The organism is Bradyrhizobium sp. USDA 4473 (assembly GCF_054063335.1).
This window is the reverse complement of the sequence record NZ_JBSSGE010000001.1, coordinates 2,604,615-2,626,921: the sequence shown is the minus strand read 5'-3', so window position 1 is coordinate 2,626,921 and position 22,307 is coordinate 2,604,615. Positions and strand designations below refer to the sequence as shown.

The 22,307-nt window shown below is 65.4% G+C and carries 21 protein-coding genes; 7 read left to right on the top strand and 14 right to left on the bottom strand.

The window, feature by feature from the left end; genetic code table 11:
- Positions 1 to 27 precede the first annotated feature (27 nt).
- Complete coding sequence (locus ACVW17_RS12265) at positions 28 to 981, top strand: LysR substrate-binding domain-containing protein (RefSeq protein WP_456752126.1); 954 nt, start codon at positions 28 to 30, stop codon at positions 979 to 981.
- Between the two features lie 283 nt (positions 982 to 1,264).
- On the opposite strand, the gene galU is transcribed toward ACVW17_RS12265, so the two are convergent.
- The gene (galU, locus tag ACVW17_RS12260) at positions 1,265 to 2,140 is read right to left on the bottom strand and encodes a UTP--glucose-1-phosphate uridylyltransferase GalU (RefSeq protein WP_456752125.1); all 876 of its coding nucleotides are present in this window, start codon (positions 2,138 to 2,140) and stop codon (positions 1,265 to 1,267) included.
- 222 nt (positions 2,141 to 2,362) lie between these two features.
- Between galU and ACVW17_RS12255 the strand changes: the two genes are divergently transcribed.
- A complete protein-coding gene (locus tag ACVW17_RS12255; RefSeq protein ID WP_456752124.1) occupies positions 2,363 to 3,742 on the top strand; it encodes a lytic murein transglycosylase in 1,380 nt (459 codons plus the stop codon).
- A 307-nt stretch (positions 3,743 to 4,049) separates the two neighbouring features.
- On the top strand, positions 4,050 to 5,780 hold the full coding sequence (locus ACVW17_RS12250; protein WP_456752123.1) for an SGNH/GDSL hydrolase family protein: 1,731 nt from the start codon (positions 4,050 to 4,052) through the stop codon (positions 5,778 to 5,780).
- 123 nt (positions 5,781 to 5,903) lie between these two features.
- Here the strand turns inward: ACVW17_RS12250 and ACVW17_RS12245 are convergent, their stop codons facing one another.
- Both ACVW17_RS12245 and ACVW17_RS12240 read right to left on the bottom strand, forming a co-directional pair.
- Positions 5,904 to 6,281, bottom strand: coding sequence for a CsbD family protein (locus ACVW17_RS12245; RefSeq protein WP_456752122.1), 378 nt, complete (start codon positions 6,279 to 6,281; stop codon positions 5,904 to 5,906).
- A gap of 59 nt (positions 6,282 to 6,340) precedes the next feature.
- Positions 6,341 to 7,075 carry an SDR family NAD(P)-dependent oxidoreductase gene (locus tag ACVW17_RS12240; RefSeq protein ID WP_456752121.1) on the bottom strand — a complete coding sequence of 245 codons (735 nt, stop codon included), beginning with the start codon at positions 7,073 to 7,075 and terminating at the stop codon, positions 6,341 to 6,343.
- A gap of 176 nt (positions 7,076 to 7,251) precedes the next feature.
- Here ACVW17_RS12240 and ACVW17_RS12235 point away from each other — a divergent pair, with 176 nt between their 5' ends.
- Complete coding sequence (locus tag ACVW17_RS12235; protein ID WP_456752120.1) at positions 7,252 to 8,031, top strand: SDR family NAD(P)-dependent oxidoreductase; 780 nt, start codon at positions 7,252 to 7,254, stop codon at positions 8,029 to 8,031.
- Between the two features lie 103 nt (positions 8,032 to 8,134).
- Positions 8,135 to 9,022 (top strand): TauD/TfdA dioxygenase family protein, encoded by an 888-nt coding sequence (locus ACVW17_RS12230; RefSeq protein WP_456752119.1) that lies wholly within the window; start codon positions 8,135 to 8,137, stop codon positions 9,020 to 9,022.
- Positions 9,023 to 9,192: 170 nt separating this feature from the next.
- Here the strand turns inward: ACVW17_RS12230 and ACVW17_RS12225 are convergent, their stop codons facing one another.
- Entirely contained in the window at positions 9,193 to 9,864 is a 672-nt protein-coding gene (locus ACVW17_RS12225) for a YqgE/AlgH family protein (protein ID WP_456752118.1), read from the bottom strand.
- A 137-nt stretch (positions 9,865 to 10,001) separates the two neighbouring features.
- Here ACVW17_RS12225 and ACVW17_RS12220 point away from each other — a divergent pair, with 137 nt between their 5' ends.
- Together ACVW17_RS12220 and ACVW17_RS12215 are read left to right on the top strand one after the other, a co-directional pair.
- Positions 10,002 to 10,847 (top strand): protein-disulfide reductase DsbD domain-containing protein, encoded by an 846-nt coding sequence (locus ACVW17_RS12220; RefSeq protein ID WP_456752117.1) that lies wholly within the window; start codon positions 10,002 to 10,004, stop codon positions 10,845 to 10,847.
- A gap of 236 nt (positions 10,848 to 11,083) precedes the next feature.
- Positions 11,084 to 12,487 carry an oligosaccharide flippase family protein gene (locus ACVW17_RS12215; RefSeq protein WP_456752116.1) on the top strand — a complete coding sequence of 468 codons (1,404 nt, stop codon included), beginning with the start codon at positions 11,084 to 11,086 and terminating at the stop codon, positions 12,485 to 12,487.
- Between the two features lie 109 nt (positions 12,488 to 12,596).
- Here ACVW17_RS12215 and ACVW17_RS12210 read toward each other — a convergent pair whose 3' ends face one another.
- The 10 genes from ACVW17_RS12210 to ACVW17_RS12165 all read right to left on the bottom strand — a co-directional run bounded on the left by ACVW17_RS12210 (position 12,597) and on the right by ACVW17_RS12165 (position 22,297).
- Positions 12,597 to 13,385: a 3-hydroxybutyrate dehydrogenase gene (locus ACVW17_RS12210; RefSeq protein WP_092118875.1), complete on the bottom strand. Its 789-nt coding sequence runs from the start codon at positions 13,383 to 13,385 to the stop codon at positions 12,597 to 12,599.
- Positions 13,385 to 14,566: a DUF3734 domain-containing protein gene (locus ACVW17_RS12205; RefSeq protein WP_456752115.1), complete on the bottom strand. Its 1,182-nt coding sequence runs from the start codon at positions 14,564 to 14,566 to the stop codon at positions 13,385 to 13,387. Before ACVW17_RS12205 ends, ACVW17_RS12210 begins: the two co-directional genes overlap by 1 nt.
- 95 nt (positions 14,567 to 14,661) lie before the next feature.
- Complete coding sequence (locus ACVW17_RS12200) at positions 14,662 to 15,159, bottom strand: CAP domain-containing protein (RefSeq protein ID WP_456752114.1); 498 nt, start codon at positions 15,157 to 15,159, stop codon at positions 14,662 to 14,664.
- Positions 15,160 to 15,346: 187 nt separating this feature from the next.
- Positions 15,347 to 16,393: a sulfate/molybdate ABC transporter ATP-binding protein gene (locus ACVW17_RS12195; protein ID WP_456752113.1), complete on the bottom strand. Its 1,047-nt coding sequence runs from the start codon at positions 16,391 to 16,393 to the stop codon at positions 15,347 to 15,349.
- Positions 16,383 to 17,345, bottom strand: coding sequence for a sulfate ABC transporter permease subunit CysW (cysW, locus tag ACVW17_RS12190; RefSeq protein WP_456797160.1), 963 nt, complete (start codon positions 17,343 to 17,345; stop codon positions 16,383 to 16,385). The genes ACVW17_RS12195 and cysW overlap by 11 nt, the downstream gene beginning before the upstream one ends.
- An 11-nt stretch (positions 17,346 to 17,356) precedes the next feature.
- Positions 17,357 to 18,163 carry a sulfate ABC transporter permease subunit CysT gene (gene cysT / locus ACVW17_RS12185; protein WP_456756404.1) on the bottom strand — a complete coding sequence of 269 codons (807 nt, stop codon included), beginning with the start codon at positions 18,161 to 18,163 and terminating at the stop codon, positions 17,357 to 17,359.
- A 62-nt stretch (positions 18,164 to 18,225) separates the two neighbouring features.
- Positions 18,226 to 19,215 (bottom strand): sulfate ABC transporter substrate-binding protein, encoded by a 990-nt coding sequence (locus ACVW17_RS12180; protein WP_456752111.1) that lies wholly within the window; start codon positions 19,213 to 19,215, stop codon positions 18,226 to 18,228.
- Positions 19,216 to 19,414: 199 nt separating this feature from the next.
- On the bottom strand, positions 19,415 to 20,143 hold the full coding sequence (locus ACVW17_RS12175; protein ID WP_456752110.1) for a phosphoadenylyl-sulfate reductase: 729 nt from the start codon (positions 20,141 to 20,143) through the stop codon (positions 19,415 to 19,417).
- The gene (locus ACVW17_RS12170) at positions 20,140 to 20,655 is read right to left on the bottom strand and encodes a DUF934 domain-containing protein (protein WP_456752109.1); all 516 of its coding nucleotides are present in this window, start codon (positions 20,653 to 20,655) and stop codon (positions 20,140 to 20,142) included. The genes ACVW17_RS12175 and ACVW17_RS12170 overlap by 4 nt, the downstream gene beginning before the upstream one ends.
- Positions 20,642 to 22,297 (bottom strand): nitrite/sulfite reductase, encoded by a 1,656-nt coding sequence (locus tag ACVW17_RS12165; protein WP_456752108.1) that lies wholly within the window; start codon positions 22,295 to 22,297, stop codon positions 20,642 to 20,644. Before ACVW17_RS12165 ends, ACVW17_RS12170 begins: the two co-directional genes overlap by 14 nt.
- Positions 22,298 to 22,307 lie beyond the last annotated feature (10 nt).

Sequence of the window (22,307 nt, the reverse complement as noted above, 5' to 3'; positions counted from 1 at the left end):
TAGTGATCACACCGATAAGATTATCTGATGATAAATGTCACACTCCGGCAATTGAGGTATTTCGATGCGCTGGCCCGCCACGGGCATTTCGGACGCGCCGCGGACGCCTGCGCGGTGTCGCAGCCGGCGCTGTCGATGCAGATCCGCGAGATGGAACAGGCGGTCGGCGGCGTGCTGATCGAGCGCAGCGCGCGGCAGGTGACGTTGACGGCGTTCGGCGAGGAGCTGCTGCGCCGCGTCCGCGACATCCTGCGCTCAGTCGACGAGCTCGGCGACTTCGCGCGCGCCTCGCGCGACAAGCTCGCAGGCCGCCTGCGTGTCGGCATGATCCCGACGATCGCGCCATATCTGCTGCCGAAGGTGATCGAGACCCTGGCGCGGCTGCATCCCGAGCTCGACATCCACGTCCGCGAGACGCTGACGCCGAAGCTGATCAAGGAAGTCGCCGAGGGCCGGCTCGACACCGCGATCGTGGCGCTGCCGGTGTCGGAACCGTCGCTGACCGAGGTCGCGCTGTTCTCGGAGAATTTCCTGCTGGTGCGGCCGGGCGAGGACGCCAAGACCCCCGTGCCGAGCGCCGAGATGCTGCGCGAGATGCGGCTGTTGCTGCTCGAGGAGGGCCACTGCTTCCGCGACCAGGCGCTGTCGTTCTGCAATATGCAATCCTCGCCGCCGCGCGAGGTGCTGGATGCGAGCTCGCTGTCGACGCTGGTGCAGATGGTCGGCGCCGGCATCGGCGTCACCCTGATCCCGGAGATGGCGGTGACGGTGGAGACGCGCTCGGCGCCGGTCACGGTCTCGCGCTTCAAGCACCCGCAGCCCTCGCGCACCATCGGCATGGTCTGGCGCAAGACCTCCCCGCTCGCCGCGCAGCTCCAGCAGATCGCCGAAGTGGTGAGCCTCGCCGCCCGCGAACTGCGCGCGCCGAAGGGAGATGGCGGCAAGGACGCGAAGCGCGCGGGGCGACGGAAGGTCGCGTGATTGGTGCAGTGGCGCGTAGAGGCAGCGTTCTGAGTTTGACGCGGGCCTCGCGCCACATTCACCACCGTCGTCCCTGCGAAAGCAGGGACCCATACGCCGCGGCCCGAGTTGTGTGACCTCGACTCGTCGTTCTAGCATTGTGCAACGACGAACATCGGTGGTTATGGGTCCCTGCTTTCGCAGGGACGACACTAAATTTGTTGCACGGGCGGAGAGTCATACAGCCGCATTCTCGCGACAGGATCGCCTGAGCTTTGCTCTCGGTTTCGCCGCGGCAGTGGCCCTACTTCTCCAGATACTTCTTCATCTCGGCGATCAGGCCGTCGCGCAGTTCGGGGCGCTTGAGGCCGAACGCGATGTTGGCGCGGAGGAAGCCGGGCTTGGAGCCGCAATCATGTCGCTCGCCCTCGAACTCGACGCCGTAGAATTTCTGCGTCTTGGCGAGCCCGATCATCGCGTCGGTGAGCTGGATCTCGCCGCCGGCGCCGCGCTGCTGAGTGGCGAGGATGTCGAAGATCTCCGGCTGCAGGATGTAGCGGCCGGTGATCGACAGATTCGACGGCGCGGTGCCCTGAGGCGGCTTCTCGACCATGCGGTCGACCTCGAAGATGTTGCCGGTGCGCTTCCCCACGCTGCAGATGCCGTATTGATGGGTGAGCTCGTCGGGGACGGCCTCGACCGCGATCACGTTCGACTTGTCGCCGAGCTTGTTGGCCGCGTCGATCATCTGCTTCAGGCACCCCGGCGTGTTCAGCACCAGCTCGTCGGGCAGCACCACCGCGAACGGCTCGTTGCCGACAATGTCGCGCGCGCACCACACCGCATGGCCGAGCCCGAGCGGCGATTGCTGCCGGGTGAAGCTCATCGCGCCGGCTTCGGGCTGATTCTGCGCCAGAATTTCCTGCTCGGTCTTCTTGCCGCGCTGCGCCAGCGTGGTGTCGAGCTCGAACATGCGGTCGAAATGATCCTCGATGACGCCCTTGTTGCGGCCGGTGACGAACACGAAGTGCTCGATGCCGGCTTCCCGCGCCTCGTCGACCACGTACTGGATCAGGGGCTTGTCGACGATCGTCAACATTTCCTTCGGCATCGCCTTGGTGGCGGGCAGCACGCGGGTACCGAGGCCGGCGACGGGAAATACGGCTTTGCGGATCTTCATGGGATTATCGGAAGCCTTGAAATGGGGTGGGACGGCGGCACGAAATCAATCATGCCCTTGGTAACCGTTTTGCAGCCGCCAACAAAGGCGGATGTGTGGTGCGGCTTAATTCCGCCGTTCCCGTCAGCCATGCGTGCGGCAACAAAACCTCGCCTCTGTTAAGTTATTGGAAACCGTCCCGGGTCCTTCTGGAACAGCACGTTTTTGACAGGCATACGACACATGCGCTCGATCGGAACATCAAGGACCAGACTTTGCAGCGCGAGCCTGGTCGCGCTGGCCCTGCTGCTGGCCGGCGGGGCCAAGGCGCAATCGGCGGGCAACGGCCTGACCAACCTGATCGACAGCATCTTTTCCGGGCCGAACGCGAGCCCGCCGCAGGCTGCGACCGGACAGGATGGCGCAACACCGCCCTGGAGCGGCGAAGACGGCGCCTCCGGCCATCCGCTGATGACCGCCGCCGCGATCCGCCAGGCCGCATCCGACTTCCCGAACTGCGTCGCCGGGATGTGGCCAGATGCCGCGCGGCGCAACATCACCCAGCAGAATTTCGAGCGCTTCACCGCGGGCCTGCAACCCGACCTGCGCATCATGGATCTGCTCGACTCGCAGCCGGAATTCACCAAGGCGATCTGGGACTATCTCGATATCCTGGTCAGCGACGCGCGGCTGGCGAAAGGCCGCGAGATCCTCGCGAAATACAAGCCGCAGTTCGACGCAACCGAGAAGGCCTATGGTGTCGATCGCTACATCATCGCTGCGATCTGGGGCATCGAATCGAACTACTCGACCCAGATGGGCGACCGCAGCGTGGTGCAGTCGACCGCGACGCTCGCCTGCATCGGCCGCCGCCAGGCCTATTTCAAGGACGAGTTCCTGTCGGCGCTGGAAATCCTCAACCGCGGCGATCTCAGGCCCGAACAGCTGCGCGGCTCCTGGGCCGGCGCGTTCGGCCCGACCCAGTTCATGCCGACCGCGTTCAAGCGCTACGCGGTCGACGGCGACGGCGACGGCCGCCGGGACGTCGTCGACAATCCGAGCGACCTGATCGCGTCCACCGCCAACAATCTGAAGAAGGACGGCTGGCAGACCGGCGCGAGCTGGGGCTACGAGGTGGTGCTGCCGCAAGGCCTCAACTACATGCTGGCCGACCGCGCCAAGGTGATGCCGCTGTCGCAATGGGAGCAGCTCGGCGTCAAGCGGCCAAACAACCAGCCGTTCCCGCGGCCATCCGACAAGGCCTATCTGCTGGCGCCGGCTGGCGCCGAAGGTCCGGGCTTCCTGATGCTGCAGAACTTCCGCGTGATCATGAAGTACAACCCGGCCGAGGCCTACGCGCTCGCGATCGGCCATTTCGCCGATCGGCTGCGCGGCGGCCAACCCTTCGTGCAGCCTTGGCCGCGCCAGGAACGGGTGCTGTCGCGCGCCGAGCGGCTGGAGTTGCAGCAACTGCTGGCTCAGCGCGGCTTCTACAAGGGCACGCCCGACGGCCAGTTCGGCGGCCAGACCCGCGAGGCGCTGCGCGGCTTCCAGGTTTCGATCGGCGCGCCGGCCGACGGTTTTGCCACGTCTGAGGTGCTGGACCGGCTGCGGGGGCGGTAGGGCCGCGCCGGCGGCCCTTTAGCCCGGATGAAGCGCAAGCGTAATCCGGGGTCCTCGCGACGCGGTTGGTTCGGGCCCGGATTGCGCTTCGCTTCATCCGGGCTACGGCTCTTCACGCCATGCGAGCCGAGTTCCGCCGGCGGTGACGTCAGGCCCCCTCCTCCCCGCAAAAGTAACCGTGAAATCCGATATTTGCCGCCCGTCTTGACGGCGGCTGGGGGCACCCGATTTATGGTGGAAAAGCTGCCCGCTTGCGGCCCGATTCCGCTAATATGCTGACGTACTTCCAGATCATTGCGACGCCCCGATGCGAGAGCCGAAGTCCTTCCTGCGCCTATTCACCGAAGCCGGCCCGCTGGTGGCGCTGGCGGTGGCGCTTACGCTGTTGATCGGCATTGCCGAGCCCGCCTCGGCGCAGTTCTTCGGTTTCCCCGGCTTCGGCGATGCTCCACGCCGCGCGCCGCCGCCACGCAGCGGCGGTGGTGGCGGCGGCTGGTTCGGCGGCGATTTCTTCGCGCCATTCCAGCAGCAGCACCCGCAGTCGCAGCCCCAGCAGCAGCGGCCGCGCGAGGATTTCTCACGCGCACCGGCGCCGGCCAAGCGCGAAGCCGCCGCCGAGCGCAACGTGCTCGTGATCGGCGATGCAATGGCCGACTGGCTCGCCTATGGCCTCGAGGATGCGTATTCCGACCAACCCGACATGGGCGTGATCCGCAAGGCAAAGACGGTGTCCGGCCTGATCCGCTATCAGCCCAAGGGCGACCCGGCGGATTGGGCGGCCGCCGCCAAGGGCATTCTCGCCACCGAGAACCCGGACGCCATCGTCGTGATGCTCGGCCTCAACGATCGTACGTCGCTCCGCGAACCGGTGGTGGAGAAAAAGGCCGACAAGAAAGACGAGAAGAAGGACACACGCGGCAAGCCGGACGCAAAGCCGGGCGACAAGCCCGATGCCGCCGCCAAGAATGATGCCAAGAGCGATGCCAAGACCGATACCAAACCGGTCGATCCCGAGCTGTCGCCCGACGACGCCGATAATGATGCGCAGGCCGCGCCGGAAAAGACCGCGCGCTCGCCCAATGGCGTCTATGATTTCCGCGAGGACCGCTGGGTCGAGCTCTACGGCAAGAAGATCGAGGAGCTGATCAATGTGCTGAAGAGCAAGGGCGTGCCGGTGCTGTGGGTCGGCCTGCCTGCGATCCGCGGCCAGAAGGGCACGTCGGACATGCTGTTCCTCGACGCGCTGTATCGCGACGGCGCCGGCAAGGCCGGCATCACCTATGTCGACGTCTGGGACGGCTTTGTCGACGAGGCCGGCCGCTTCATGCCGAAGGGCCCTGACTTCGAAGGCCAGCCGCGCAAGCTGCGCACCGATGACGGCGTGTTCTTCACCAAGGCCGGTGCGCGCAAGCTCGCGCATTATGTCGAGCGCGAGGTAACCCGCCTGCTTGCGGTGCGCTCCGGCCCGATCGCGCTGCCGAGCGAGCCGGCAACGCCCGATGCCAGCGCCGAGCCCGGCAAGCCGGCGCCGCGGCCGCTGGCAGGCCCGGTGCTGCCGCTGGTCGCCTCGACGGTCGGCACCGATCAGTTGCTCGGCGGCCCGGGCTCGCGGCCCGCCGCGGTCGATGCGCTCGCCGCCCGCACGCTGGTGAAGGGCGAGGCCCTGGCCCCGCCGGCCGGCCGCGCCGACGATTTCGCCTGGCCGCGCCGCGAGATCGGCCGCGAGCAAGCCAAGGGCGACGTGCCGGTTGCCGCGGTGACGCCAGCCGCGCCCGCGGGTGGGCCGGCAAATCCGCCGCCCTCCACCACGGCGATCGCGCCCGACGGCTCGATCATCACCGCACCGAAGCCACAACGCCGCGCGTTCCGTCCAACCCAGGCCCAACCGCAGCAACAGCAGCAGCCACAGACCCAGCCCTGGCTGCGCGACCTGTTCGGATTCGGCGCGCCGCAGCAGCGCCCGCTAGTCGCCCCGCCACCGCGGCCACCGCGCGGCGTCGGACAGCGCGCCGCAGCGCCGGGGAATCCCTGGCAGTAGACGGCGCGTGACGCGCCTTCAGATCGTGAAAGAATGGTCGGCGGGTTAGGCGAGCCGTAACCCGCCGATATTGCTTGCGCGGAGAGATGGCGGGTTACGCTATCGCTCACCCGCCCTGCGGTCTCAGCCGTAATAGCGCCAGCGTGACGGCGGCGGGCGGCGCGGCTGGCGCGTCATCAACAGCGCGAGCGCAAAGCCGATACCGCCGGCGATCAAGAGCGATCCCAGCGGATTGTCCTGCACCGCATGCGCCATCGCCTTCTGTCCGCTGCGAACGGTTTCGCCGCGATGTTCGTACGCGTCCTTGGCGTAGTTGACGGCCGTGTCAGCGGCGTCGCGCGCGGCGTCCTTGGCCTGGCCGTAGAGATCCTGCACCGTGCCGGCGGCTTGGCGCGCGCCGCCCGAGGCCTGGGTCTGCGCATCGCCGGTGGCCTCGCCGACTGCGCCTTCGGCCTTGCCCGCGAACTCCTTTGCCGTTCCGAAAATCCGATCCTTGTCCATCGTGACGCTCCCTGAATTGTCAGGGAGCTAACCGGGCAAGCGCGCGCAAGTTCCTGGAACTACAGGATCAGCCCACCGTCGACGACGAGGGTCTGGCCGACGACGTAGGAGGCGAGCGGCGAGGCCAGGAACAAGGCGGCGCCGGCCATGTCGGCGGGCGTGCCGAGCCGCTTCAGCGGAATGCGCTCGAGCGCGCCTTCGAGGCGCCTCGGATTCGCCGTCGTCGCCTTGGTCATCTTGGTGTCGACAAGGCCCGGCGCGATGCCGTTGACGCGGATGCCGTTCTCGGCCCAGGCCTCGCCGAGCGTGCGCGTCAGCCCGACCGCGCCGGTTTTCGACGCGTTGTAGGCCGGATTGCCCATCGTGGAATGATAGGCCGCGGTCGAGCTCACGATGATCAGCGAGCCTTTGCTCGCGGTGAGCATCGCGTGGAATTTGGTAGCGCAGGCCATCAGGCTCATCAGATTGACCTCGAGCACCTTGCGAAAACCCTCCATCTCGAATTCCCCGCGGCGGTAAATCACCGCGCCCTGCGCCAGCACCAGCACATCGAGCCGATCGAACGACGGCGTGAGGCTTGCGATCGCCTGCGGATCGGAGACGTCGAGCTGCGCATAGGCGAGGCCATCGAGATGCGAGCCTTCCTCCGCGGAATAATCGCTCGCCTTGGCGCGGGTGCCGTACACGGCAACGCGCGCGCCCTTGGCGCGGAAAGCCTGCGCGATGCCGTTGCCGATGCCGCTGGAGCCGCCGACCACCAATATCTGCTTGCCGCTGAAATCGAGCTCGTTCATCGCGCGTTCCTCTCTGTTGTTGTCTTGATTGAGCATGATCCTTTGCGAAAAGCCAACGCAGAACTTGCGTTAACGCGCTGCACGCAGGCCGATAAGAGCTCGCCGGTTTGACGTCTCTGCCGAGAGGTGCGAGCGTTGCCGTCTCACACGACAAGAAAATCAACGGGAGGTCCGTCATGTCCGAATACAAGCAGCTCAGCCGTTCGGTGAAGGGCCTCACCGTTCTCGTTACCGGCGCGGCCAGCGGCATGGGCCGCGCCACGGCGCGGGTGTTCGCCGATGAAGGCGCCAATGTCGCAGTCACCGACCTCACCGAGGAAGGCACGCAGGCGGTGGCGAAGGAGATTTCGGCAAGCGGCGGCTCGGCCAAAGCCTGGACGCTCGACGTCAGCGATCGCGACGCCATCACCAAAGTCGTCAACAATGTCGCCGCGCATTTCGGCGGGCTCGACATCATCGTCAACAATGCCGGCATCTCGGTGCGGGTGCCGATCGACGATCCCGGTTACGAGGACGCCTGGGCCAAGGGCATCGCGGTCATGCTGACGGCGCATCCGCGCATCATCCGCGCCGCACTGCCCTACCTGCGCAAATCGCGCTCGCCGCGCATTGTCAACATCGCCTCGACCGAGGCTCTCGGTGCGACGGGTCTGCACAGCCCCTACTCCGCGGCCAAGGGCGGGGTCACCAGCCTGACCCGCTCGCTCGCGGTGGAACTTGGACGCGAAGGCATCACGGTGAACTGCATCTGTCCGGGCCCGATCCGCACCGCCATCACCGATCGCATCTCCGAGGAGCACAAGACGATCTACGCCAAGCGCCGCACTGCGCTGGCGCGCTACGGCGATCCGGAAGAGGTCGCGCATATGACGCTGAGCCTGTGCCTGCCCGCTGCATCGTTCCTGACCGGCGCGGTGATTCCGGTCGACGGCGGGTTGATGGCGCGGAATGCCTGACCCGCGTCTTTCCCCGAAGCGTTGACAGCGCGCGGCTCGGGAGTAGCCTTCTCGGCAAACGAAGCGGGACAACCGCCCGCAACAGCACGGGGAGATATCCGCCATGACGGTCCTGATCCGGCAGCTTCACAAGCATTTCGTCGGCGAGGTCTCCGGCGTCGACCTGCGCAAGCCGCTGACGAAGCAGGAAGCCAGCGACATCGAGGCCGGCATGGACAAATACGCCGTGCTCGTCTTCCACGGCCAGGCCATCACGGACGAGCAGCAGATGGCGTTCGCGCTGAATTTCGGCGAGCGCGAAACCTCGCGCGGCGGCACCGTGACGAAGAAGGAGGACTACCGCCTCTCCTCCGGGCTCAATGATGTCGGAAATCTCGGCAAGGACGGCAAGCCGCTACCGAAGGATCACCGCACCCATCTGTTCAATCTCGGCAACTGCCTGTGGCATTCCGACAGCTCGTTCCGGCCGATCCCCGCGAAATTCTCGCTGCTGTCGGCACGCGTCGTGAACCCGAAGGGCGGCAACACCGAGTTCGCCGACATGCGCGCGGCCTATGATGCGCTCGACGACGAGACCAAGGCCGAGATCGAGGACATGATCTGCGAACACTCGCTGATGTATTCGCGCGGCTCGCTCGGCTTCCTCGACTACACCGACGAAGAGAAAGAGATGTTCAAGCCGGTGCTGCAACGGCTGGTGCGTACCCATCCGGTGCATGGCCGCAAGTCGCTGTACCTGTCGTCGCATGCCGGCGCCATCCGGGGCATGAGCATGCCGGAGGCGCGGCTGTTGCTGCGCGATCTCACCGAGCACGCCACCCAGCCGGAGTTCGTCTACGTCCACAAATGGACGGTGCATGACCTCGTGATGTGGGACAACCGCCAGACCGTGCACCGCGTCCGCCGCTACGACCAGTCGCAACCCCGCGACATGCGCCGCGCCACGGTGGCCGGTACCCAGCCGACGGTGGCGCAGGAAGCGGCAGAGTAGCGGGACGCGACAACAGCTGTCGTCCCGCGGAAGCGAAGCGCGACCCATAACCACAGGGCGCCGTTGTTGCGTGACGCTGTGGCCCAGCGCCGCGTTACAACTGAATGCGGTGGTTATGGGTCCCTGCTTTCGAAGGGACGACACCGTGAATGTGGAAGGGGCGCCGCTACCTACGCGTGGCCGGCGTCGTTGGACAGCATGCCGGCCTCGATGCCGATCTTGCGCAAGGCGCGGGCATATTTCTCGTCGACATCGGTGCCGAAGATCAGCTCGGGATCGGCGTCGCAATGCAGCCAGCCATTGTGCTGGATCTCGTTCTCGAGCTGGCCCGGCGCCCAGCCGGCATAGCCGAGCGCGAGGATGGCGTGCTTGGGGCCGGCGCCCTTGGCGATCGCCTTCAGGATATCGACGGTCGCGGTGAGCGAAATGCCGTCGTCGATGTTGAGCGTCGCATCCTGGATGTAGAAGTCGCTGGAGTGCAGCACGAAGCCGCGGCCGGTGTCGACCGGGCCGCCCTTCATCACCTTCATCATCTCGGCATTCTCGGGCAGCGTGATCTGGTCCGACTTCTGGATGATGTCGAGCTGCACCAGGAGGCCCGGGAAATCGATGCTGCCGGCCGGACGGTTGACGATGATGCCCATCGCGCCCTCGGATGAATGGGCGCACATGTAGATCACCGAGCGCTCGAACCGCGGGTCGTTCATCACAGGCATCGCGATCAGCATCTGGCCATCGAGATAGCCATCGTCGCCGGCATCGGGACCGACGGCCGGGTTTCGGCCGGCGGCGGTCTTGCGAGGCCTGCCTGTTGTCTTGCCTGTTTTGCCTTCAGGGCGCATCCGCAAAGGCCTTTCCTGCTGATTTGGGCATCCTGATATTGGGTGGCGGTTCTGTCAATCAACCATCGACCGCAGTGCGGCGATGCATCACAAGCAATTCAATGGTTTGCACCGAAAGTTGCAGGTAAAGACGTCTCATGATCGTCACAGTTCCCTTGCGGGGCGCATTTGGCGTTGCCGCCTTGTTCTCCGTCGCCTTGGTCGCCACGGAGGTTCGTGCCGACGACGCCTCGCCGTGGCAGCAGGACACCCATTCCGCGGTGCGATTGCTCGCGGGATCGCGCAGCGGCGCGGTGCTGCTGGGCGGCATTGCCTTCCAGCTGCAGGACGGCTGGAAAACCTATTGGCGGACCCCAGGCGATTCCGGCGTGCCGCCGCGGTTCGATTTCTCCAAGTCCGACAATGTCGATGCGGTGACGGTGATGTGGCCGGCGCCGCGCCAGTTCGACGACGGCGCCGGCGGCACCTCGCTCGGCTACAAGCATCAGGTGGTGCTGCCGCTGCGCATCGTCGCGAAGAATCCCGACAAGCCGCTGGTGCTGCGCGCCGACATCAGCTACGCGGTGTGCGAGAAGCTGTGCGTGCCGGTGGAAGCGAAGGCCGAGCTCGCCTTCGCAAGCGTCGCATCGACCGAGGACGCCGCGCTGTCGGAAGCGCTCAACGCGGTGCCGAAGCCCGCCAATATCGGCGACCCCGTCCCGTTCACGATCCGCGACGTCAAGCGCGACGGCAACAACGTGCTGGTCGATGTCACCGCGCCCGAAACAAAGGACCCAAAGGACCTGAGCCTGTTCGTCGAGGGCCCGACGCCCGACTGGGCACTGCCGGTGCCCAAGCTCGTCGAACACGCGCCCCCGGGCGTGAAGCGCTTCTCCTTCGAGCTCGACGGTCTGCCGCCCGGCGCCACGGCAAATGGCGCCGCGCTGAAGCTGACGGTGGTCGGCGGCGACAAAAGCTACGAATTCAATATCAATTTGAACTAGCCAGACGGCCGATCTCGTCGTCGTCCCGGCGAATGCCGGGGATCCATACTCCGCGGCCGCAGTTAGAGGCACGCGGGGGATCGAGCTGCGCGCGCGAACTGTTCCCTGTGGTTATTGATCCCGGCTTTCGCCGGGATGACGCATGACGGGAACGCCCCTCACCCAACCCAATCTTAACGTTTCGTTGATAGATCGGAGCCCATTGCCGCCTTGCGGCGCTTTGGGAATTTTCCGCCTTGGCTGTGATGGAGACACAATCCGAATCCTCTGCAGCAACCTCTGCGCCATCGGGCTCGGCCGCACGCCTGCGCGGACTCGTTGCGCTCCTGCTTGGCGGCACCAAGGAGGCGTCGGTCACCAAGCGCCTGGCCGGCATGATCTTCGTCATCCGCGTCGTGAGCGCCGCCATCGCCTATCTGGCGCAGATCCTGCTGGCGCGCTGGATGAGCGGCTCGGATTACGGCATCTATGTCTATGTCTGGACCTGGGTGCTGCTGCTCGGCAGCACGATGGATTTCGGCATCGCGCCGTCCTCGCAGAAGATCATCCCGGAATATCGCGCGCGCGGCGACTTCGCCGCATTGCGCGGCTTCCTTTCCGGCGGCCGCTGGGTGGTGCTTGCCGCCTCCAGCACGGTGGCGCTGCTGCTCGCCGGCGTGATCCACCTCGCCTCGCCCTGGATCGATCCCAATGCGGTGGTGCCGCTCTATATCGGCTGCCTGACCTTGCCGCCCTTCGTGGTCGCCAACACCCAGGACGGCATCTCGCGCGCGCATGACTGGATGCAGCTCGGCCTGATGCCGCAGTTCATCGTGCGGCAGGGACTGATCATCGCGCTGACCGCCGGCGCGCTGGCGCTCGGCCTCAATCTCGGCGCGACGGTGGCGATGCTCGCGAGCGCCGCGGCGGTCTACATCGCGGCGATCGGCCAGATGATCGTGCTGAACCGCCGCCTCGCCGCCCACCACGGGGTGGGCGAGAAGACCTACGACGTCAGGGGCTGGTTTGCGATCTCGCTGCCGATCATGCTGGTCGAGAGCTTCTATCTGCTGCTCGGCTACACCGACGTGCTGATGCTGCAGCAGTTCCGCTCGTCAGAGGAAGTCGGCATCTATTTCGCCGTGGTGAAGACGCTGGCGCTGGTATCGTTCGTGCACTACGCGATGTCGGCGACGACGGCACACCGCTTCGCCGAGTACAACGCGCTCGGCGACAAGGATCGGCTGTCGGCCTATGTCGCGCACGCGATCAGCTGGACGTTCTGGCCGTCGCTGCTCGCCACCGTCGCGCTGCTCGTATTCGGCAAGCCGCTGCTGTGGCTGTTCGGCCCGAAATTCGTCGACGGCTACAGCATCATGTTCGTGGCCGCGATCGGTCTCGTGGTGCGCTCGGCGATCGGCCCGGTGGAGCGGCTGTTGAACATGCTCGGCCATCAGAGCATCTGCGCCACCGCCTACGCCGTCTCGTTCGTCATGAATGTCGGGCTCTGCATCGCGCTGGTGCCGCGCTATGGCGGAATGGGCGCGGCGGCATCGACCTCGCTGTCGCTGACCTTCGAGACCATCCTGCTGTTCTACGTGGTGCGCTCGCGCCTCGGGCTCCATGTGCTGGCGTTCGGGAAACGGCGGCCGGCACCGTAGCATTTTCGACTGACCTGGCCGCCGCCGAACTGGCCGGCTTTCCTCAAAAAAGCCGGCCCTGATCCGATCAGGGCCGGCTTCTTCTTGAACTGACAAATCGCGCGGACGATTACTCCGCGGTCCAGCCGCCGTCGATCGAGAGATTGGCGCCGGTGATCTGCGCGGCATCGTCGCCGCACAGGAACAGCGCGAGCGCGGCGACCTGCTCCGAAGTCACGAACTCCTTGGTCGGCTGTGCCGCGAGCAGCACGTCCTTGATGACCTGCTCCTTGGTCATGTTGCGCGCCTTCATGGTCTCCGGGATCTGGTGCTCGACCAGCGGCGTCCAGACATAGCCCGGCGAGATACAGTTGCAGGTGATCTTGAACTGCGCGAGCTCGAGGGCCGCGGTCTTGGTGAGGCCGGCGATGCCGTGCTTGGCCGAGACATAGGCCGACTTGAATGGCGAGGCGACCAGCGAGTGCGCGGAAGCCGTGTTGATGATGCGGCCCCAGCCGCGCTTCTTCATGCCGGGCACCGCGGCGCGGATGCCGTAGAACGCCGACGACAGATTGATCGCGATGATCGCTTCCCACTTCTCCGGCGGGAATTCCTCGATCGGCGACACGAACTGGATGCCGGCATTGTTGACCAGGATGTCGACCGAGCCGAAGGTCTTCTCGCCGAGCGCGATCATGTCGGCGATCTCGGCCGGCTTGGTCATGTCGGCCGGCGAATAGGCCGCCTTGACCTTGAAGTCGGTCTCGATGCCGGAGCGTTCCTTCTCGATGTCGGCCGGAACGCCCATGCCGTTGAGAACGATGTTGGCGCCGGCGCCGGCGAAGGCGCGCGCGTAAGCCAATCCGATGCCGCTGGTCGAGCCGGTCACAACGGCGGTCTTGCCTGTCAACGTACCCATTATCGGTCGCTCCTATTTGCTTGCGGGGGAGTGGGTTCGTCCCCCGTGAGGTCGTAAGTCACCATGGTTTCCCCGGACTGTGGCCGTTCTAGCCATTCTTTGTGACGCATCGACAAATGCACGTCGCGGACGCCCGCGCCCCAGTGCTCGACCATCGCAACATGGGAGAAGTCGTAGTCCTTCGACGAAGACTCGTAGTTCTTGCTCTTGTAGATCAGGTGAACCACCGTGACGGTGTTCTCCTTGGAGGCCTTGCGCAGCAGCTCGACCGACGGATCGTTCTTCAGGTAATCCGGCAGCTTGCCGATCAGGTCGCGCACCGCCATGCGGGCGTTGTGGATCTGCCGGTTCTTGTCGGTGTTCATCCGCGTCCGGCTGGAATAGCGGATGTCCTTTTCGCGCTCGGCGGCCTCCAGCAGCGTCTCCGGCAGCGGGCCGCGGGCGCTGAACAGGTCGACCTGGAAGATCAGCAGATCGCGGCTGGTCTCCTCGTCGAGCACGAAGTCGAGCGGCGTGTTGGAGGCGATGCCGCCATCCCAGTAATGCTCGCCCTCGATCACGACGGCGGGAAAGCCCGGCGGCAGCGCACCCGAGGCCATGATGTGCTCGGGGCCGATGGTCTTGCCGAGCTTCTTGAACTCGTAATTATCGAAATAGCGGAAATTGCCCGAGGTGACGCCGACCGCCCCGACCGACAGCCGCGTCTTCAGATCGTTGATGCGATCGAAGTCGACGAGCCGCTCCAGCGTCTTCTTCAAGGGCGCGGTGTCGTAATAGCTCAGCGATTGCGAGCTGCCGGGCGGCCATAGCGGCGCCGGCGGAATCCGCGGCGTGAAGAACCCGGGCACGCCGAAGGTCGCGATGATGGCGGCACTGGTCTCGTTGAACAGCGATCGGGCGCGCTCATGGTTCGAGACCGGATTCCACGGCACCGGCGCCGACACCATCTCCCAGAATTCCTTGAGCTTCGGCACGCGCTTGTCCGGCTCGTTGCCGGCGATGATCGCGGCATTGATGGCGCCGATCGAGATGCCGGCGATCCATTCCGGCTCGAAGCCCGCATGGCAGAGCGCCTGAAAGGCGCCGGCCTGGTAGGAGCCGAGCGCGCCGCCGCCCTGTAGAACCAGCACACGCTGCGCTTGCGCGGGCGTCGAGGCCGGCGCGGTATCCGAAGTATCCATTCGCAACCGTTGGGTCAAAAATGACGTGAGCCGCACCGTGGCGGCTGTTCGCAGCCGCGTCAATCAGAGGTTAGATCACGCGGAATTTATCGAAATCAGGTTGCCGCCAAAATGAGCGTCCAGAACACCTTGTATTTGGTGTTGGGAGCATAGACGGCAGCGATGCCCATTTTTGTGACACCGCTCTTGAGCATATTGGCCTTGTGCGGCGGTGAATCGCGCCAGCCCGAAAACGCTTCCGCCAGCGTGTGATAGCCGGCCGAGATGTTCTCGACCGCGACGGTTGCGGGATAGCCGCCGGCCTCCAGCCGCTTGCCGAGCGGGGCCTTGACGTCATGGTCCATCTTGTTGCGGGCCGCCATCGCCTGGGACTGCTGCTCGGCGAGCCTGGTCAGCTCCGGATCCACCACGACGGTGCCAAGGCCGTTGTTCTGGCGGTATTGCGAAAACATGATCGCAGCCGCCTGGCTGTCCAGCACGGCGCCGGGCTGCGCCATGTTGAGATACATGGCTGGTTCTTCCGGGATTTTGGTGTCCGTGCCGCAGCCGGCAAGCACCAGAAGCCCGAACAGGGCGACCGTCGTCCGTTTCACTCTTGAAGACCCCCAAAGTTGGCCCGCCGTTGTTGCATACCAACCGTGGCTGAATGGTGAACAGGGGCTAACTTTTGGCTGCGAAATGCCGTCATTCCGGGGCGCGAAGCGAACCCGGAATCTCGAGATTCCGGGTCTCGTGCTGGCGCACGATCCCGGAATGACAGGGGTTGAAACCGTAACCCGACTATTGCGCGGCAAAGATCCGGTAGCGGCGGGGTTGCAGCGAGACGATTTCGCCGGCCTGCAGTTCGCGGTCACGGGGGGCGTCGATCTCGATCACGGTCTTGCCCTCGCTGCCCGAGAGCGCCACCTCGGCGCGCTGGATCGGGCCGAACGAACGGACATGCCGGATGGCGCCTTCCAGCACGCCGGTTCCGGCCGGGCCGACCGCCATGTCGTGGCGGCGGACGAACAACTTGGCCGCGCCGGACGCGGCGCCCAGCGCCGGAATATTCAGCGGGCGGCCGTCGAGCCGCACCGCATCACCGGCCACATCGACCGGCAGCACGATGGATTCGCCGATGAAGCCGTGCACGAAGGCGGTCGCCGGATTGTCGTAGACGTCGCCGGGCGAGCCGATCTGCTCGATCTTGCCCTTGTCCATGACCACGACGCGGTTGGCGACTTCGAGTGCCTCCTCCTGGTCGTGCGTGACGAAGATCGAGGTGACGTGGATCTCGTTGTGCAGCGAGCGCAGCCATTGCCTGAGCTCCTTGCGCACCTTGGCATCGAGCGCGCCGAACGGCTCGTCGAGCAGCAGGATGCGTGGTTCTATGGCAAGCGCGCGCGCCAGCGCAATGCGCTGACGCTGGCCGCCGGACAATTGGCTGGGATAACGGTTGGCGAGCCAGTCGAGCTGCACCAGGTCGAGCAAATTCTTGACGCGGGCGCGGATCGTCGCCTCGTCCTTGCGGATCGCGCGCGGCTGCACGCGCAGGCCGAACGCGACGTTCTCGAACACCGTCATGTGGCGGAACAGCGCGTAGTGCTGGAACACGAAGCCGACCTGGCGCTCGCTGGCGCCGCGCGACAGCGCGTTCTCGCCGTCGATCGCGACCTCGCCGGAGTCGGGCCAGTCGAGCCCTGCGATGATCCGCAGCAACGTGGTCTTGCCGGAACCGGACGGACCGAGCAGCGCCAGCAGCTCGCCGTCGGCGACCTTGAGATCGACATTGTCGAGCGCGGCAAAGCTGCCGAACCGCTTTACGATATTCTTGACTTCAATCGCCATCGGGCACCTCTGCCTCGTCGAGTCGCCGCTCGAGAATGGTTTTCGCCACCAGCGTGATCAGCGCCAGCATCGCGAGCAGCGATGCGATCGCGAACGACGCGACGAACTGATATTCGTTGTAGAGAATCTCGACCAAGAGCGGCATCGTGTTGGTCTCGCCGCGGATATGGCCCGACACCACCGACACCGCACCGAACTCGCCCATCGCGCGCGCATTGCAGAGCAGGACGCCGTAGAGCAGGCCCCATTTGATGTTGGGCAGCGTGACGCGGAAGAAGGTCTGCAGGCCGGACGCGCCGAGCGAGATCGCGGCTTCCTCCTCCTGGGTGCCCTGCTCCTGCATCAGCGGAATCAGCGCCCGCGCCACGAACGGGAAGGTGACGAAGATCGTCGCCAGCGCGATGCCGGGCACCGCGAACAGGATGTGGACGTTGTGGGCCTGCAGCCACGGTCCGAAATAGCCCTGCGCGCCGAACAGCAACACATAGACCAGGCCCGAGATGACAGGCGAGACCGAGAACGGCAGGTCGATCAGCGTGATCAGGAAGGTCTTGCCGGTGAATTCGAATTTCGAGATCGCCCAGGCCGCGACCACGCCGAACACGAGATTGAGCGTGACCGAGATCGCGGCGATCAGGAGCGTCAGCTTGATCGCGGCAAGCGCCTCAGGCTCCGCCAGCGCCGCGACATAGGCGACGACGCCTTTCGAGAAGGCCGAGGCGAACACCACGACCAGCGGCAGCACGACGAAGATGCTGAGGAAGGTGATCGCGAGCGCGATGATGATCAAGCGGATCGGGCCCGGCTCGGTGCGCGGATTGCGGTGGGCCGTGACTGGGGTCGCGCGCGTGATCTCGAGCCGCGGCGCCGGCGCTGCGACGCTGACGTCGGTCGCGGGGGCGTAGGTCCGCAGTTGCGGCGTCGAGGTCACCAATCCCGTCTGCATCGACATCGCTCAAGACCTCAATGCACGGGGATGCGGGCCTGCGCCCAGCGCTGCAGCCGGTTGATCAGGAAGATGATCAGGAACGAGGCCACCAGCATCACGACCGCAATCGCGGTGGCATCGGCGTAGCGGAATTCGGACAACCGGATCACGATCAACAGCGGCGCGATCTCGGAGACGTTCGGGAGATTGCCGGCGATGAAGATCACCGAGCCGTATTCACCGATGGCGCGGGCAAAGGCCAGCGCGAATCCGGTAAGCAGCGCCGGGATCAGGCTCGGCAGGATGACGCGAAACACCGTGTGCCAGCGGCTGGCGCCGAGACTCGCCGCCGCTTCCTCGATCTCGGGATCGAGATCGATCAGCACCGGCTGCACCGTACGTACCACGAAGGGAATGCCGATGAAGATCATGGCGATGAAGATGCCGATCGGCGTGAACGCGACCTTGATGCCGAGCTCGGCGAGCGGCGCGCCGAGCCAGCCCTTTTGTGCAAACAGCTGCGTCAGCGCGACGCCGGCGACCGCCGTCGGCAACGCAAAGGGAATATCGACGATGGCATCGAAGAGCCGCCGGCCGGGAAAGCGGTAGCGCACCAGCGCCCAGACGATGATGGTGCCCATCACCAGATTGACGCAGGCGGCGGCAAACGACAGCCCGAACGAAATCTTCAGGGCGTTCAGGGTGCGGCGGCTGGTGATGATGGCCCAGAACTGATCGAGGCTGAGCTCGAACGTCTTGAGGAACAGCGCGCCCAGCGGAATCAGGATGATGACGGAGAGCCAGGTCAGGGTCAGTCCCATGGTGAGACCGAACCCCGGCAGGGTACTGCGCCGTGCAACCGCTGTGCTCACTTGTCCCCCTGTTGAACCGGGCAATGGCTCGATCAGTTCTTGTAGATCTGATCGAAGATGCCGCCCTCGGCGAAGTGCTCCTTCTGCGCCTTGGTCCAACCACCGAAAACGTCGTCGATGGTGAAAAGTTCAACCTTGGCGAAGGATTTTTCGTACTCCTTGGCGATCTCGGGATCGCGCGGCCGGTAGGAGTTGCGCGCGGCGATCTCCTGGCCTTCCTTGGTGTACCAGTACTTCAGATAGGCCTCGGCAACCGCGCGGGTGCCCTTCTTGTCGGCAACGCTGTCGACCACCGCAACCGGCGGCTCGGCGAGGATCGACTGCGGCGGCGCCACGATCTCGAACTTGTCCGCGCCGAATTCGCGCAGCGCCAGGAAGGCCTCGTTCTCCCATGCCAGCAGCACGTCGCCGACGCCGCGCTCGACAAAGGTCACGGTCGAGCCGCGCGCGCCGGTGTCGAGCACCGGGACGTTCTGGTAGAGATCGGCGACGAATTTCTTCGCCTTGTCGGCCGAGCCGAACTTCTTCTGCGCATAGCCCCAGGCGGCGAGATAGTTCCAGCGGGCGCCGCCCGAGGTCTTCGGGTTCGGCGTGATCACGGCGACGCCGGGCTTGATCAGATCGTCCCAATCCTTGATGCCCTTGGGATTGCCCTTGCGCACCAGGAACACGATGGTCGAGGTGTAAGGCGAGGCGTTGAGCGGCAGCCGCTTCTGCCAGTCGGCCGGAAGCAGCCCCTTGCCCGCGATCGCGTCGATGTCATAGGCCAGCGCCAGCGTCACGACATCGGCCTGCAATCCGTCGATCACCGAGCGTGCCTGCGAGCCCGAGCCGCCATGCGACTGCTTGATCTCGACGCTCTTGCCGGTGTCCTTCTGATAGGCCGCGGCGAACGCCTTGTTGAAATCGACATAGAGCTCGCGCGTCGGATCGTAGGACACGTTGAGCAGCGAATAGTCGGCCGCGAAGGCCGAGCTCGCCCACAACAATCCCGCAACCAGCGGCAGCATACGACGGATCATTTCGGTCTCCATTCAACCTGAGAATGTCAGGGAACACGTCAGACATAACTCACGGTGAAGTGGCTTTAAGTCAACGAAACCGGTTTTCTTTGTTTTCGGCGGCGCAGCGCGCTTGTGCTACGAAGACGCCGCACCGCGAAGGCTTTGTCGCGTCGCCAAATCGCGATGAGACGTCATCGCGCCTTGGCCGGATCATGCCCTACGACATCTTCGTCGTGTGGATGCCGCACTCGGTCTTGGCCCGGCCACGCCAGCGGCCGTCACGTGCGTCCTCGCCGGCAGCAGCCCGGCTCGAGCAAGGCATACACCCGACCGACTGATATCCCGATGCGACAAGAGGATGCGGCGGCAACTTGCCGAGCGTGTAGATCGCCTCGATCTCCTCGCGCGAGACGTTGGCGAACGGATTGAATTTCAGCCTGACGCCGTCGTCCTCGACCACGGGAATGTCGGCGCGGGCACCGCCCTGGAAGCGCTTGCGGCCGTTGATCCAGCCCGCGAACGGCTTCAGCGCGCGCGCCAGCGGCTCGACCTTGCGGATGCGGCAGCAGGCGTCGGGATCGCTGAACCACAGCTCGCGGTCCGGATCCTGGCGCACCAGCGCCTGCTCGTCGGGCTTGATCGAGCGCACATCGGTGAGGCCGAGCGTCTTGATCAGCGTGTCGCGGTAGGCCAGCGTCTCCTCGAACAGCCAGCCGGTGTCTAGGAAGACCACCGGGATCGCCGGATCGACATCCGCCATCACCTTGAGCAGCGCGGCGGATTCAGTGCCGAATGACGACACCAGCGCCAGCCGCTCGCGGCCGACCGTCTTGAGCGCGGCCGCGATCACCTCGGCAGGCGACGCGGTACGCAACGCGCGATCGAGCGCATCGGCCGCCGGCAGTGCGGCCGATGTCACGGCGAGCTCTGGTGCAAGCGTGCTCACTGGCCGGCGCTCTCCGAGTGACGCAGCTGCATGCGGCGGTTGAGCGCGGTGACGCGGCCGTCGCCGGTCGGCTGATAGAACACCGAATAGCGCTTCATGGTCGCGGCGAACGCGTCCGCGTCGGCATCCTTCTTCACCTCGAAGGCGTCGAAGCCGGCGCGCGTCATGAACACGAACTGGTCGCGCAGGATCTGCCCCGTCGCGCGCAGCTCGCCGTCATAGCCATAGCGCTCGCGCAGCAGCCGGGCCTGGCTGTAGGCGCGGCCGTCGCGGAAGGTCGGAAACACCAGCGCGACCGAGGCGAGGCGATCGAGATGCGGCACGAGATCGTCGAGGTTGCGGTTGTTCGGCCAGATCACGCCGACCTTGCCGGCGCGGCGCAGCAGCGCCTCCGGATCGGCGAGGAAGCGCTCCGCCGTGACCAGCACCGCGCCGTCGCCCGGCAGCTCGGCGCCGTCGGCGACGTGGACGAACAGGTCGGTGATAATTCTTCCCTGCTTAACGAGTGGCATAGACCCGCTCCCTGATAGGCTCGACGCCCAGACGCTTCACCGTATCGACGAACAATTCCTCGGGACGGTCGCGCAGCGCGAGATAGGCTTCGACAATGTCTTCGATCACGTCGGCGACTTCCGCATAGGGAACGGCCGGGCCGATCAAGGTGCCCAGCTGCGCGTTCTCGTCGGCGCGGCCGCCGATCGTAATCTGGTAGAATTCCTCGCCGTTCTTCTCGACGCCGAGAATGCCGATGTGGCCGACATGGTGATGGCCGCAGGCGTTGATGCAGCCGGAAATGTTGATGTGCAGCCGACCGATCAGGTCGGCGGTGTCGTGGTTGGCAAACCGGCGCGTCAGCTCCTGCGCGATCGGGATCGAGCGCGCATTGGCCAGCGAGCAGTAGTCCAGCCCCGGGCAGGCGATGATGTCGGTGACCAGATTGACATTCGGCGTCGCAAGCCCGAGCCGGTCGAGCGCCTTGAACAGGGCCGGCAGGTCGCGCTTGGCGACATGCGGCAGAGCCAGGTTCTGCTCGTGGCCGACACGGATCTCGCCGAACGAATATTTGTCGGCGAGGTCGGCGACCGCATCCATCTGCTCGGCGGTGGCATCGCCGGGCGGGCCGCCGACCGGCTTCAGCGACAGCGTCACGATCGAATAGCCCTGCACCTTGTGCGCAGCGACCGAGTTCTTGCGCCAGCGCTCGAACAGCGGATCATGCGCGGCCTGCTTCAGCTCATCCGGCATGTGCGGCAACTTTTCGTAAGGAGGGTAGGAGAAGCGCGAGCGGACCTCCTCGATGGCGGCATGATCGAGCGTCAGCCCGACATCGCCCATCGCCTTCCACTCCTCGTCGACCTCCTTGGCGAACTTCTCGATGCCGAGCTCGTGCACCAGGATCTTGATGCGCGCCTTGTAGATGTTGTCGCGGCGGCCGTACTGGTTGTAGACCCGCAGGATCGCCTCGATGTAGCTCAGGATGTCGCGGCCGGGAACGAACGGCTTGATGGTCTTGGCGATGAACGGGGTGCGGCCGAGGCCGCCGCCGACCAGCACCTCGAAGCCGGTCTCGCCGTCGGCGTTCTTGTGCAGCCTAAGCCCAATGTCGTGGATCTTGATCGCGGCGCGGTCATGTTCGGACGCCGTGATCGCGATCTTGAACTTGCGCGGCAGGAACGAGAATTCCGGATGCAGCGTGGTGTGCTGGCGGATCAATTCCGACCAGATCCGCGGGTCTTCGATCTCGCCCGGCGCGACGCCGGCCCACTGGTCCGAGGTGACGTTGCGCATGTTGTTGCCGGAGGTCTGCATCGCGTGGATGCCGACTTCGGCGAGGTCGGCCAGCGCGTCCGGCAGCTCGGCGAGCTTGATCCAGTTGAACTGGATGTTCTGCCGGGTGGTGAAATGGCCATAGCCGCGGTCGTAGCGGCGCGCGACATGGGCGAAGCGGCGCAGCTGCTTCGACGACAGCGTGCCGTAGGGGATCGCGACGCGGAACATGTAGGCGTGCAGCTGCAAATACACGCCGTTCTGCAAGCGCAGGATCTTGAATTCGTCCTCGGTGAGCTCGCCGGAGAGGCGGCGCTTCACCTGGTCGCGGAATTCCGAAACACGCTCGTTGATCAGCGTGCGGTCGAGTTCGTCATAAGCATACATGTTCGATGAG